13 protein-coding genes are annotated in these 12845 nt (G+C 72.9%); 9 read left to right on the top strand and 4 right to left on the bottom strand.

The window, feature by feature from the left end:
- Window positions 1–322: 322 nt before the first annotated feature.
- From ACTMS2_RS05440 to ACTMS2_RS05425, 4 genes are all read left to right on the top strand, one after another.
- Complete coding sequence (locus tag ACTMS2_RS05440; protein ID WP_441174384.1) at window positions 323–1738, top strand: PhoH family protein; 1416 nt, start codon at window positions 323–325, stop codon at window positions 1736–1738.
- A gap of 274 nt (window positions 1739–2012) precedes the next feature.
- The gene (locus ACTMS2_RS05435; RefSeq protein ID WP_101414174.1) at window positions 2013–2711 is read left to right on the top strand and encodes a lytic transglycosylase domain-containing protein; all 699 of its coding nucleotides are present in this window, start codon (window positions 2013–2015) and stop codon (window positions 2709–2711) included.
- Between the two features lie 107 nt (window positions 2712–2818).
- Window positions 2819–3469, top strand: a complete 651-nt coding sequence (locus ACTMS2_RS05430) for a rhomboid family intramembrane serine protease (RefSeq protein ID WP_441174383.1) — start codon at window positions 2819–2821, stop codon at window positions 3467–3469.
- A 149-nt stretch (window positions 3470–3618) separates the two neighbouring features.
- Window positions 3619–4587: an NAD(P)/FAD-dependent oxidoreductase gene (locus ACTMS2_RS05425; protein WP_441174382.1), complete on the top strand. Its 969-nt coding sequence runs from the start codon at window positions 3619–3621 to the stop codon at window positions 4585–4587.
- Window positions 4588–4650: 63 nt separating this feature from the next.
- Here the strand turns inward: ACTMS2_RS05425 and ACTMS2_RS05420 are convergent, their stop codons facing one another.
- Together ACTMS2_RS05420 and glpX are read right to left on the bottom strand one after the other, a co-directional pair.
- The gene (locus tag ACTMS2_RS05420) at window positions 4651–5631 is read right to left on the bottom strand and encodes a DMT family transporter (RefSeq protein WP_441174381.1); all 981 of its coding nucleotides are present in this window, start codon (window positions 5629–5631) and stop codon (window positions 4651–4653) included.
- Complete coding sequence (gene glpX, locus ACTMS2_RS05415) at window positions 5628–6659, bottom strand: class II fructose-bisphosphatase (protein ID WP_089001995.1); 1032 nt, start codon at window positions 6657–6659, stop codon at window positions 5628–5630. Before glpX ends, ACTMS2_RS05420 begins: the two co-directional genes overlap by 4 nt.
- A gap of 152 nt (window positions 6660–6811) precedes the next feature.
- Between glpX and ACTMS2_RS05410 the strand changes: the two genes are divergently transcribed.
- The 3 genes from ACTMS2_RS05410 (at window position 6812) to ACTMS2_RS05400 (ending at window position 9567) form a co-directional block, all read left to right on the top strand.
- A complete protein-coding gene (locus ACTMS2_RS05410) occupies window positions 6812–7525 on the top strand; it encodes a DUF4245 domain-containing protein (RefSeq protein WP_441174380.1) in 714 nt (237 codons plus the stop codon).
- Between the two features lie 114 nt (window positions 7526–7639).
- Entirely contained in the window at window positions 7640–8446 is an 807-nt protein-coding gene (locus ACTMS2_RS05405; protein ID WP_441174379.1) for a hypothetical protein, read from the top strand.
- A gap of 245 nt (window positions 8447–8691) precedes the next feature.
- Complete coding sequence (locus ACTMS2_RS05400; RefSeq protein WP_441174378.1) at window positions 8692–9567, top strand: hypothetical protein; 876 nt, start codon at window positions 8692–8694, stop codon at window positions 9565–9567.
- 132 nt (window positions 9568–9699) lie between these two features.
- Here the strand turns inward: ACTMS2_RS05400 and ACTMS2_RS05395 are convergent, their stop codons facing one another.
- Both ACTMS2_RS05395 and xseA read right to left on the bottom strand, forming a co-directional pair.
- Window positions 9700–9912 carry an exodeoxyribonuclease VII small subunit gene (locus tag ACTMS2_RS05395; protein WP_089001991.1) on the bottom strand — a complete coding sequence of 71 codons (213 nt, stop codon included), beginning with the start codon at window positions 9910–9912 and terminating at the stop codon, window positions 9700–9702.
- Window positions 9913–9948: 36 nt separating this feature from the next.
- The gene (xseA, locus tag ACTMS2_RS05390; protein WP_441174655.1) at window positions 9949–11115 is read right to left on the bottom strand and encodes an exodeoxyribonuclease VII large subunit; all 1167 of its coding nucleotides are present in this window, start codon (window positions 11113–11115) and stop codon (window positions 9949–9951) included.
- A 229-nt stretch (window positions 11116–11344) separates the two neighbouring features.
- Here xseA and ACTMS2_RS05385 point away from each other — a divergent pair, with 229 nt between their 5' ends.
- On the top strand, window positions 11345–12334 hold the full coding sequence (locus tag ACTMS2_RS05385) for a 4-hydroxy-3-methylbut-2-enyl diphosphate reductase (protein WP_441174377.1): 990 nt from the start codon (window positions 11345–11347) through the stop codon (window positions 12332–12334).
- Window positions 12335–12377: 43 nt separating this feature from the next.
- Window positions 12378–12830: a hypothetical protein gene (locus tag ACTMS2_RS05380; protein WP_441174376.1), complete on the top strand. Its 453-nt coding sequence runs from the start codon at window positions 12378–12380 to the stop codon at window positions 12828–12830.
- Window positions 12831–12845 lie beyond the last annotated feature (15 nt).

The raw sequence follows: 12845 nt of genomic DNA, 5'->3' as shown, positions 1-12845 counted from the left end.
TCCGCGGCGGACACGCACCGTCGGGGCCACGTCAGACCGGTGACGGTGGTCCCACCGGCCGGGATGCGCGCAGGGGGCATGCATCCCGGCCGGTTCCGCCGCCGGCCGAGTTCACCCGCCGGTCCCCGCAGATCCACCGTCGCCCTCTAGCCCACGGGGTCCGACGCCGCTAGCGTCTAGGCATGGCACGGGGTTCTCCCGGGCCAGCCGGTCCGCCCGGATCTGCGACCTCGCGCACGGGGTTCCGCATCCGACCCCGTGTCCCCGGGCACCGGAGGAGGCGGAACGCGGGTGGCGGATGCCCATCCGTCGGAGCAGGCCTGTGACGACTCGCCGTACGCCCGCCGGGACCGACCAGACCCCGGCCGCGACTGCCACGACCCGCCGCGCCACCCGGAGCCGCCGCAGCGCGTCCGCCGCTCCGGTCGGCAACGAGGAGCCCCGACCAGCAGGCCAGGCGTTCGTCCTGGACACCTCGGTGCTCCTGTCCGACCCGGCGGCCTTCCACCGTTTCGCCGAGCACGAGGTGGTCCTGCCCCTCGTGGTCATCTCCGAGCTGGAGGGCAAGCGACACCACCCGGAGCTGGGCTGGTTCGCCCGGCAGTCCCTGCGCATGCTGGACGAGCTGCGGGTCCGGCACGGGCGGCTGGACCGCCCGGTGCCCGCGAACGACTCCGGCGGCACCCTGCGGGTGGAGCTCAACCACTCCGACGACGGGGTCCTCCCGCCGGGGTTCCGTACCGACTCCAACGACGCCCGGATCCTCTCCGTCGCGCTCAACCTCGCCGCCGAGGGGCGGGAGGTGACCCTGGTCAGCAAGGACATGCCACTGCGGGTCAAGGCCGCCTCGGTGGGCCTGCGGGCGGACGAGTACCGGCACGGCCAGGCCAGCGACCCGACCTGGACGGGGATGGCCGAACTGGAGCTCGCCGAGGAGCAGATCGGCCGGCTCTACGCGGGCGAGACGCTCGACCTGGACGCCGCCGCCGGGCTGCCGTGCCACACGGGTCTGGTGCTGCACTCGGGCCGGGGCTCGGCGCTCGGCCGGGTGCTGCCCGACAAGACCGTACGGCTGGTCCGTGGCGACCGGGAGGCGTTCGGGCTGCACGGCCGCTCGGCCGAGCAGCGGATCGCGCTGGACCTGCTGCTGGACGAGTCGGTCGGCATCGTCTCGCTGGGCGGGCGGGCCGGCACCGGCAAGTCGGCGCTGGCGCTCTGCGCCGGGCTGGAGGCGGTGATGGAACGCCGCCGGCACAAGAAGGTGGTCGTCTTCCGCCCGCTCTACGCCGTCGGCGGCCAGGAGCTGGGCTATCTGCCCGGTTCGGAGTCGGAGAAGATGTCGCCCTGGGCACAGGCGGTCTTCGACACCCTGGGCGCGGTGGTGCACGAGAACGTGCTGGAGGAGGTCACCTCGCGGGGTCTGCTGGAGGTGCTGCCGCTGACGCACATCCGGGGCCGCAGCCTGCACGACGCGTTCGTGATCGTGGACGAGGCGCAGTCGCTGGAGCGGGGCGTGCTGCTCACGGTGCTCTCCCGCATCGGCCAGGGCTCCCGCGTGGTGCTCACCCACGACGTCGCCCAGCGGGACAATCTGCGCGTCGGGCGGCACGACGGGGTGACCGCGGTGATCGAGGCGCTCAAGGGCCATCCGCTCTTCGCCCACGTCACCCTCAGCCGCTCGGAGCGTTCACCGATCGCCGCAATGGTGACGGATCTGCTGGAGGACATCCCGCAATGACGGCCGTTATGTAGGAGTTTGTCCGCATTCTCATTGTGGCGCAGATCACAATTCAGGCTCGTGGTTTCCCAACAGTCCCACTGTGCGCGATGGTGTCCCACGAGCGCCCACGTACCGAGAAGATCGTTGGTGATCGTTCGTCACAGGACACGCCAGCATCCACCGGGTACGTCGGCTGCGACCGACACCGGGTCGGGGCGCTCGCGACGCGGACGCATCCCACCCGGGGTGCCGCCCCGCGCCGTGTCCTTGAACCCGACGAAGGGACCACTTCGTGAGTCGGCTGTGGAGCCGGTTCGGCGCCCGTACGGCCGCTGTCGCGCTGCTCTCCGTGGGCGTCGCTGGCGGTGTCTACCTGGGCGAAGACCGACAGACCCAGCAGCAGGGCCTGACCGCGCAGGTCAGCGCCGCTGTCGAGCAGGCCGAGTTCGAGTACCAGCACGAGCGGCAGGCCAGCCACCAGGTGCAGTCCGCGAAGCAGCGGGCCGCCGAGTACCAGGCGAAGCTGCGCGCCGCCGCGGCGGCCAAGGAGGCCGCCAAGCGCGCCCGCGAGGCCGAGGCCGCCGCCGCGTCGCGCAAGAAGGCGCGCGAGGCGGCCGCCAAGGCCGCAGCCGAGAAGGCCGCCGAGAGCAAGCCGTACGACGGGCCGATCCCGGCGTCCTGCGCCGAGTTCAGCGGCAACCGCGAGGTCGGCTGCGCGCTGATGGTCAAGGCGGGCTTCGGGATGGACCAGTTCCCCTGCCTCAACAAGCTCTGGGACAAGGAGAGCGGCTGGAACCACAAGGCCCGCAACCCCTCGTCCGGGGCGTACGGCATCCCGCAGGCGCTGCCCGGCAGCAAGATGGGCTCCGTCGCCGACGACTGGCAGACCAACCCCACGACCCAGATCAAGTGGGGCCTCGGCTACATCGAGGGCCGCTACGGTTCGCCCTGCAAGGCCTGGGCGCACTCCCAGGACGTGGGCTGGTACTGACCGATCCTTCGAGGGCGGGGTGTGTGGGCGTCCACACACCCCGCCCTCGTCGTTCGGATCGCCCGCAGAAGTGGCGGCTGCGCCCCTCACCTGATAGCTCTTGACGGGTGACCCTGCACCCGCCAAGCGGCGACCCGAACCGGTTCGGCACCGAGGCGTTCTACGCCGCGCTCGGCCGGGCCTTCGTCGCCATGTGCGCGGTGGTGCCGTTCCTGTTCCTCATCGAGGCCCTCGACCAGGGGCTCGCGGCCGGCTTCGACACCACCGCCGGCATCATCCCGAAGCGCATCGACGGGCTCGACGGGGTCTTCTTCTCGCCGTTCCTGCACCACGGCTTCGACCACCTCTACAGCAACAGCATCCCGCTGATCCTGCTCGGCACCTTCGTCCTGGCCGCCGGCGCCCGCCGCTTCCTCTGGTCGACGCTCGTCATCATCCTGGTCAGCGGGCTGGGGGTGTGGTTCACCGGCTCGTCGACCTCCGTCGTGGTCGGGGCGAGTGGCGTCATCTTCGGCTACCTGGGCATCCTGCTCACCCGGGGCATCGTCGAGCGGAGCTGGTGGAACTTCGCGGTCTTCCTGCTGGTCGGCCTGCTCTACGGCTGGCAACTCGTCGGCATCCTCCCCACCGACGAGCGGATCTCCTGGCAGGGGCACCTGTTCGGGCTGCTCGGCGGGGTCGTGGCGGCGATCATCTTCCGGCGCCGCCGGGACCTGGGCGGCCCCTACCGCTCGGAGTCCACGCTCACCATGCCCTGAGCTTGGCCGAGCTGGCCGGGCCGCGCCGCGAGCACCGCCGACGCGCCGGCACCAGCCGAGCACGGGACATGCTTGCCCGAAGCGCACCGCCGGCCCTACCGTCGGGATCAGCACGCGTTGATCCGTGAGCGGAAAGCGACGGTACGCCCATGCGCGAGGTCGATGTCGCGGTGATCGGGGCCGGCCCCGCCGGGCTGTTCGCGGCGTACTACGCCGGATTCCGGGGGCTCTCCGTCGCGGTCGTCGACGCGCTGCCCGAGCCGGGCGGCCAGATCACCGCCATGTACCCGGAGAAGCTCATCCACGACGTGGCCGGCCTTCCGGCCGTCAAGGGCCGGGACCTGGTGGCCAACCTCGTGGCCCAGGCCGCCCCCTTCGACCCCTGCTACCTGCTCGGCAACCGCGCCGAGAAGCTCTCGTACGCCGACGGGAAGCCGGTGCTCGGCCTCGCCGACGGCGGGCAGCTGCGGTGCGGTGCGGTGATCGTCACCGGCGGGCTGGGCAGCTTCACGCCCCGCCCGCTGCCCGTGGCCGAGCACTTCGCCGGCACCGGGATCGTCTACTTCGTGCCGCGACCGACGGAGCTGACCGGCCGGGACGTGCTGATCGTCGGCGGCGGCGACTCCGCGTTCGACTGGGCGTCGACGCTCCAGCCGCTGGCCCGCTCGGTGACGGTGGTGCACCGGCGGGAGAAGTTCCGGGCGCACGCGGCCACCGTCGCCCGGGTGCTGGGCCTGCCGGTCCGCGTGATCGTCAACGCCGAGGTGACCGGCCTGCACGGCGACGGCGCGGTCACCGGCGCCGAGATCACCGTACGCGGCGGCGCGGCGGAGTTGCTGCCCGTCGACACGGTGGTGGCCGCCCTCGGCTTCACCGCCGACCTCGGCCCGCTGGCCGAGTGGGGCCTGCGGCTGGACCGCCGGCACATCGTGGTCGACAGCGCGATGGCGACGAACCTGCCCCGCGTCTTCGCGGCGGGCGACATCACGGAGTACCCGGGCAAGGTGCGGCTGATCGCGACCGGCTTCGGCGAGGCCGCCACGGCGGTCAACAACGCGGCGGTGGCCATCGACCCGAGCGCGCACCTGTTCCCCGGGCACTCGTCCGACGGCACCTGACGCACCGGCGGCCGCGGTGCGCCTCCCGCCGGGGGCCCGGCAGCCCGGCCGGCGGCGGGCCGGTCAGCGCGACGGGCGGGGCACGACCGGCGCGAGGGCGGCGACCCCGACGGCGACCAGGGTCAGCGCCGCGCCGAGCAGGGTGACGGCGCTCGGCCGGGAGGCCGCCGTGGGCAGCAGCACGTCCAGGAGTACGGCGCCGACGATCTGCCCGGCGATGGTCGCCAGGCCGAGCAGCAGCACGCCGGTGAACCGGACGATCGCCGCGGCGATCGCGATGAACACGATCCCGATGGGCCCGCCCAGGTAGAGCCACGGCTCGGCCGGCGCGCCGCCCGCCGGCCAGCCCCGTACCGCGACGTCGACGGCGAAGGTGACCAGCAGGGCCACCGTGCCGACGGAGAAGTTGACCAGCGTCGCGGTCAGCGCGCTGCCGGAGGCCATCCGTACCCGGCCGTTGACGGCCTGCTGCCAGGCGATGCCCACGCCAGCGAGCAGCGGCAGCAGGGCCAGCCCGAGGGTGGCGGGATCGCCGAGCCGGTCGCCGACGGCCAGCAGGACCGCGACCACGGTCAGCGCCGCGCCGGCCAGCCGCTGGCCGGTGACCGGCTGGGGGCCGCTCGGGCCGACGCCCGCCCGGTCGACGGCCAGGCTGCTGCCGGACTGGCCGGCCACCACCGCGACCGTGAAGACCGCCACGCCGAGGGCGCCGATCGTCAGCCCCTGTGCGGCGACCAGGAACGCCCCGCACACCCCGCCGAGGCACTGCCACGGCCGTAGCGTGCCGTCGGTGAGCGCGTCGCGCAGGGCGACCAGCCCCCGCCGCCCACCCGGGGTGGCGGGGACCAGCACCAGCAGCACCAACAGGCCCAGCCCGAACGAGACGACCGCGGCGGCGATCCCGTCGGCCAGGCGTACGCCCAACTCGCCGTTGATCCGGGACTGCACGGCCACGGCCAGCCCGGAGGCGGTCGCGAGGCCCACGCCGGTGATCCGGCGGGCCGCCGAAGGAGCCGGCGGGGCCAGCGTCCCGGTGACGCTCACTCCTGCTCGGCCAGCGGGCGGCCGTCGAAGTCGACCGCCGAGTAAAGCGCGAGCTTCTCCAGCCGGTGGTACGAGTCGATGACCCGGATCGTGCCGCTCTTCGAGCGCATGACGATCGACTGCGTGTACGCGCCGCCGGCCCGGTAGCGGACGCCACGCAGCAGGTCGCCGGAGGTGACGCCGGTGGCCACGAAGAAGCAGTTGTCCCCGGTCACGAGGTCGTCGGTGCTGAGCACCCGGTCCAGGTCGTGCCCGGCCGCGAGTGCCTTCTCCCGCTCCTCGGCGTCGCGCGGCCAGAGCTTGGCCTGCATCGCCCCGCCCATGCACTTCAGGGCGCAGGCGGAGATGATGCCCTCGGGGGTGCCGCCGATGCCCATCAGCACGTCGACGTCCGACTCGCCCCGGGCCGCCGCGATGGAACCGGCGATGTCCCCGTCCGAGATGAAGCGGATGCCCGCCCCGGCCCGGCGGATCTGCGTGACCAGGTCGTCGTGGCGGCTGCGGTCCAGCACACAGACCGTGACCTCGGAGACGTCGGTGCCCTTGACCTTGGCGATCCGGCGCAGGTTCTCGGCCACCCCGGCGTTGATGTCCACCACGTCGGCGTACGCCGGTCCGACGGCGAGCTTCTCCATGTAGAAGACCGCGCTCGGATCGAACATGGCGCCCCGCTCGGACACGGCGAGCACCGCCACCGCGTTCGGCATGCCCTTGCTCATCAGCGTGGTGCCGTCGACGGGGTCGACCGCGACGTCCACCTCCGGGCCGCTGCCGTCGCCGACGTGCTCACCGTTGAAGAGCATCGGGGCGTTGTCCTTCTCGCCCTCGCCGATCACCACGACGCCCCGCATGGGGATCGAGTTGATCAGCTTGCGCATCGCGTCGACGGCGGCCCCGTCGCCGCCCTCCTTGTCGCCCCGGCCGACCCAGCGACCGGCGGCCATCGCCGCGGCCTCGGTGACCCGGACCAGGTCGAGGGCGAGGTTGCGGTCGAGATCCTGTGGGATCCGGGTCCTGGTGTTCGTCATGACGGCTCCTCCTCGCGACGTTGCGGGGCGGCAGGGTGCGGCGTCGCCGCTGCCGGCTTTGTCGCTGATCCTCACACGATGGCTCACCCGGTGCGGGATCGGGGCGGTGATGGCCCGGATACGGCCGGTCGGGCGGCTGCGAAGATGGCAGGGTGGAAGCCGCACAGCCTGCCGATCGCGTACCCGCCGACCCGACGCCGCCGGACGGTCAGCCGCCGGTCGCCCCGAGCCGGGCCGCCGCCGTACCCGAGGGGGAACCGGCGCTGGTCGAGCCCGCCGGCGCGGCGGGGGCGCCCCCGCCCGACGGCGTGGCGGAGACGGGCGAGCGGCCCGCGCCGCCGCCGGCGATCGACACCCGCAAGTCGGAACGCTCGCCGAAGGACATGGCGATCTCGCTGCTCGTGCTGCTGATCCCGATCGCCCTGCTGATCGCCTTCTACCGGGGGTTCCTCGGCGGCGAGCAGCCGACGACCGTCGACCCGGCGCCCGCCATCGAGTCGGCGCGGGCCGCCAACGCCTTCCCGGTCAGCGAGCCGGCGGAGCTGGACGACGGGTGGCGCACGGTCAGCGCGAACTTCCAGATTGTCGAGGGCGGATCGAGCCTCCGCCTCGGCTACCTCACCCCGGAGGGGCGGGGCGCCCAGCTGGTGCAGAGCAGCGTCCCGCCGGAGCGGCTGCTGCCGACCGAACTGACCGCCGAGGGGCAACCGCAGGGTCAGACCGACCTGGGCGGACGCACCTGGCAGCGGTACACCGCCCGCGGCAACGAGCAGGCGCTGGTCCTGCTCGAACCGAACCGGACGGTGATCGTGGTCGGCGACGCCCGGGACAACGAGCTGCGGCACCTGGCCACCGCGATCCGGTAGCCCGCCCCGGGAAACCGCCCCCCAGGTGTCGGTCGGATCGGCTACGCTGCCCCGGCTCACTGCCCGGCGGCTGAGGCCTGCCGGGTGCTTTCCGTTTCCCGAAGAGAGACAACTGTGAACATTCGACGGTGGAGCGTCGGCGTGCTCGCCGCCACCCTGCTCGTTCCCGGCCTCGCGGCCTGCAAGTCGGACGATCCCGCGCCGGCCGGTGCGGGATCGGCAGCGTCGGCCGTGCCCGCCGACCCGAAGGAGGCGCTCATCGCCTCCACCAAGGAGCTCGAGAAGGGCAACTTCACCTTCACCCTGGCCGGTGACGGGCTCAGCGGCAAGGGCCTGGTGCACAAGCCCAGCAACAGCGCCCAGTTCAGCATGAAGTTCGACGACGGCTCCGGCTCGTCGATGGGCATGGAACTGATCTTCATCCAGCCGGACAGCTGGGTGAAGCTGGACCTCGGCGAGCTGGGTGCCATGATCCCGGGCGCGGAGAAGATGAAGGGCAAGTACCAGCACCTCGACCAGTCCAAGGTCAAGGACGCCGGTGAGCTCAGCCGCTACATGGAGCAGGCCGACCCGGCCGGCAGCGCGATGCTGACCAAGGGCATCACCGAGGTGGAGAAGACCGCCGAGGGCAGCTACGCCGGCAAGCTCGACGCGTCCGCCGCGACCGAGTCCTCCGCCGTGGACGCCGACACGGTCAAGGCCCTGGGCGCGCAGGCCAAGGCGCTGCCCTTCACCGCCAAGGTGGACGCCGAGGGCCGGCTCACCGAGCTGGTCATCTCCGTGCCGAGCGCCGGCGAGACCAAGGCGCACGACATCAAGGTCACGTACGCGGACTACGGCAACGCCACCGCCGCCCAGAAGCCGGCGGCCGACAAGGTGGTCGAGGCGTCCCCCGAGACGTACGAGATGTTCAAGAAGTAGCACCGGCACACGGAACGGGGCGGCCTCGGCCGCCCCGTTTCCGCGTTCCGGGGTCACCCGACCGAGGCAACCGGACATCGCGGTGATTGTGCGACGCGGCGACAGGGAACAGGAGTGGGGCGAACCCGGGCCGGGTCGCCTCCGGCAGCCGGCCCGGCGGGGTTCGCGCGGCGCAGCCGACGTGGTGCGTCGCCCGGTTTCCGGCCGCCGCCAGGTGCGTCGGGTGACCCACGTGGGAGACACGTATGACTGTTCGACGCCTGAGCGCCGGCCTGGTGGCCGCCGCCCTCTTCACTCCCGGCCTGGCCGCCTGCAACGCCTCCGGGACCCCGACGGCGGGCTCGTCCGCCTCCCCGTCCGTCTCGACGTCCGGCGCGCCCGCCGCCTCCGGCAGCGGGGCCCCTGCCTCCGGCAGCGCGGCCCCGGGGTCCGGAGACGCCAAGCAGGCGCTGCTCGCCTCCACCCGCGAGATCAGCAACGGCAACTTCCGGTTCACCATGTCCGGCGTCGGCTCGACGGCCGAGGGGCGGGTGCACGAGCCCACCCAGAGCGCCGAGATGCGGGTGACGATCGGCAAGCCGACCGACGACCTGTTCATGAAGCTCGACCTCGTCCACTACAAGCCGGACAGCTGGGTGAAGGTCGAGCTCGGCGGCACGACCGCCAGCAGCGTGCCGGGGGTGCAGAAGCTGAACCTCGGCAAGTACCAGCACCTGGACCAGACCCGGATCAAGGGCAACCGCAACCTCGGCTTCGACTTCGACAAGGTCGACCCCGCCGGCAGCGAGGTGCTGACGCAGGGCATCACGGAGGTACGCCAGACCGGCGACGGCGCGTACGCCGGCACCATCGACGTCTCGAAGGCGGCGGAGGCCGGCTCGGTGGACCCGACGGTGATCACGGCGCTCGGTGCGCAGGCGAAGTCGGTGCCGTTCACCGCCAAGCTCGACCCGCAGGGCCGGCTCAGCGAGATGGTCATCCAGATCCCGGCCGCCGGCCAGAGCAAGGCGCAGGACATCCGGATCACGTACTCGGACTACGGCAACGCCACCGCCGCCCAGAAGCCCCCGGCGGACCAGGTGGTCGAGGCCCCCACCGAGCTCTACAACCTCTTCAACTGACCCCGGCCGCGTCGCAGCTTCCGCCCGCGTCGATCGTGCAGTTGTGGTGGGTGACACAAGGTGCAGAACGCCCTGTACCGCCCACCACAACTCCATGATCGTCGGCAAGCCCGGCGAGCCCGGGCGCGGCGGTCAGGGGGTGGGGTCCTGGCGGGCGGCGTCGATCCGGGCGCGGGCGCCGTCGAGCCAGCGCTGGCAGGTGTCGGCGAGCTTCTCACCGCGCTCCCAGAGCGCCAGTGACTCCTCCAGCGTGGTGCCGCCGGTCTCCAGCCGCTCGACCACCGACGCCAGTTCGGCGCGGGCCTGCTCGTAGCTGAGCGGTTCGTCCTTCTTCTCGTCAGTCATCGCTGCCATCCCACCACATCGTGATCCCGTCGTCGTTCAGCCGTCGACCGTCGCGGCCAGCTCGCCGTCGGCGAGGCGTACCCGGAGCGGGTCACCCTTGCCGACCTCCGACGCGGCGCGTACGACGTGCCCGTCGGCGCGCTGGACGATCGCGTAGCCCCGGTCGAGGGTGGCGGCGGGGGAGAGGGCGCGCAGCCGGGCCAGGGTGTGCCGCAGGTCGTCGTCGGCGGCGGCGAGCCGGTGGTCGAGGCAGCGGCCGGCCCGCTGGCGCAGCCCGTTGAGGTCGACGAACCGCTGGTCGACCATCACCTGCGGGCGGGCCAGCACCGGCCGGGAACGCAGCCCGTCGAGCCGGTGCGACTCGCGGTCCACCAGGTTTCGCACCGCGCGTTCGAGGCGGTGGCGGGCCTGGCGGATGACGCGTACCTCCTCGGTGAGGTCGGGCACCACGCGCTTGGCCGCGTCGGTCGGGGTCGAGGCCCGTACGTCGGCGACGTAGTCGACCAGCGGCGCGTCGGTCTCGTGGCCGATCGCGCTCACCACCGGCGTGCGGCAGGCGAAGACGGCCCGGCAGAGCGCCTCGTCGGAGAAGGGGAGCAGGTCCTCGATGCCGCCGCCGCCCCGGGCGATGACGATCACGTCGACGGTCGGGTCGGCGTCCAGCACCTTGAGCGCGTCGACGATCTGGGGAACCGCGCTCGGCCCCTGCACGGCCACGTTGACCGTGCGGAACTCCACCGCCGGCCAGCGCCGGCGGGCGTTGGTCAGCACGTCGCGCTCGGCGGCGGAGGCGCGGCCGGTGATCAGCCCGACCCGGTTGGGCAGGAACGGGGGCCGGCGCTTGCGCGCCCGGTCGAACAGCCCCTCGGCCGCGAGCAGCTTCTTGAGCTTCTCCAGCCGCGCCAGCAGCTCGCCGAGGCCGACCTGCCGGATCTCGTCGGCGCGCAGGCTCAGCGTGCCCCGGGCGGCGTAGAACTCCGGCTTGGCGTGCAGCACCACCCGGGCACCCTCGCGCAACTCCGGCGCGCCGACGTCCAGGACGTCGCGGTTGGTGGTGACCGTCAGGCTCAGGTCGGCCGACGGGTCCCGCAGGGTGAGGAAGACGGTGCTGGCACCCGGCCGGCGGCTGATCTGCGCCACCTGCCCGTCCACCCACACCCAGCCCAGCCGGGCGATCCAGGCGCCGACCTTCTGGCTGACCACCCGGACCGGCCACGGCTCCTCGGACGTGCTCCGCCCCACCTCACCTGTGCTCACCCGCCCCACCCTACGGCCCGCCCCGGACACTCCCGCGCGGCTCGACGGGCGGCACCCCGGAGCCGGCCCCGGCGGGGCGGGCGTCGCGCCAGGTGCGCCCACCGGCCGGGTGCGGGCCGTGGTGGCGGCGGTCGCGGCCCGCGTCGCCCCACGGGGCGACACGTACGATGGGTGGGTGACTGAGGCTGAAGTGACGTCCCGGACCGGCAAGCGCGTGATCCTGGCCAAGCCCCGCGGCTACTGCGCGGGCGTGGACCGCGCGGTGCAGACCGTGGAGGAGGCACTCAAGCTCTACGGCGCCCCGATCTACGTACGCAAGCAGATCGTGCACAACAAGCACGTCGTGCAGACCCTGGAGGCCCAGGGCGCGATCTTCGTGGAGGAGAACGAGGAGGTGCCCGAGGGCGCCACCGTCATCTTCTCCGCGCACGGGGTGGCCCCCGAGGTCTACGAGCAGGCCCGCAGCCGCTCGCTGCGGGCCATCGACGCGACCTGCCCGCTGGTCACGAAGGTGCACCAGGAGGCGAAGCGGTTCGCCGCCGAGGACTACGACATCCTGCTGATCGGCCACGAGGGGCACGAGGAGGTCATCGGCACCTCCGGCGAGGCACCCGAGCACATCCAGCTCGTGGACGGCCCGGAGGACGCCGACACGATCACCGTCCGCGACCCGAACAAGGTCGTCTGGCTCTCCCAGACCACCCTCTCGGTCGACGAGACGCTGGAGACGGTGGCCCGGCTCAAGAAGCGGCTGCCGATGCTCCAGTCACCGCCCAGCGACGACATCTGCTACGCCACCTCCAACCGGCAGCACGTGGTCAAGGAGATCGCGCCCGAGTGCGACGTGATGATCGTCGTGGGCTCGACCAACTCCTCCAACTCCGTACGCCTGGTCGAGGTCGCCCTGGACGCCGGCGCGCGCGCCGGTCACCTCGTCGACTTCGCGCACGAGATCGACGACGCGTGGCTGGAGGGGGCGCGTACGGTCGGCCTGACCTCGGGCGCCAGCGTCCCCGACGAGCTGGTCCAGGAGGTGCTTGCCCACCTCGCGGCACGCGGCTTCACCGACGTCGACGAGGTGGTGACCGCCAACGAGCGGCTGACCTTCTCGCTGCCGCAGGAGCTGAAGCGGGACATGAAGGCCGCCGCCGCGGCCCGTGGCTGACCGGGCGGGAACGGCTCGCGGCCCCGCTGCGTCAGACAAGGGTATGAGGACTCTTCGGCTCGCCGTCTCCGCGCTGGCCGTCTGCGTGGCGCTGAGCGCCTGCGGCGGCCAGGACGGTGCCGGCGACACCCCCACCCCGACCCCGACGGGAGCGCAGCCGGTGACCAGCCCGCCCAGCCCGGATCCGGGCACCCCCGGAATGACCCCGACCCCCGGCGACCCGGTGGATCCGACGGGGCCGGCCCTGCCCCCGCCCCCGAGGCCCAGCAACGCGCCGACGAAGCCGCCGACCGGCGGCACCACCCTGACCGGGACCGTCACCTCCGGGGTGGAGCCCAACTGCCTGCTGCTCGACAACTACCTGCTGGTCGGCGGCCCGCGTGACCTGCTGAAGCCGGGCACGAAGGTCACGGTGACGGGCCGGGTCCAGCGCGACCTGCTCACCACCTGCCAGCAGGGCACGCCCTTCCTGGTCGAGACCGCCCGCCGGGGCTGAGCCGACACAACGGGC

This window comes from Micromonospora sp. SD12 (assembly GCF_052068495.1).
Lineage (GTDB): Bacteria > Actinomycetota > Actinomycetes > Mycobacteriales > Micromonosporaceae > Micromonospora > Micromonospora echinofusca.
The sequence above is the reverse complement of the archived record's forward strand: the minus strand, read 5'-3'. Positions and strand labels throughout refer to the sequence as shown.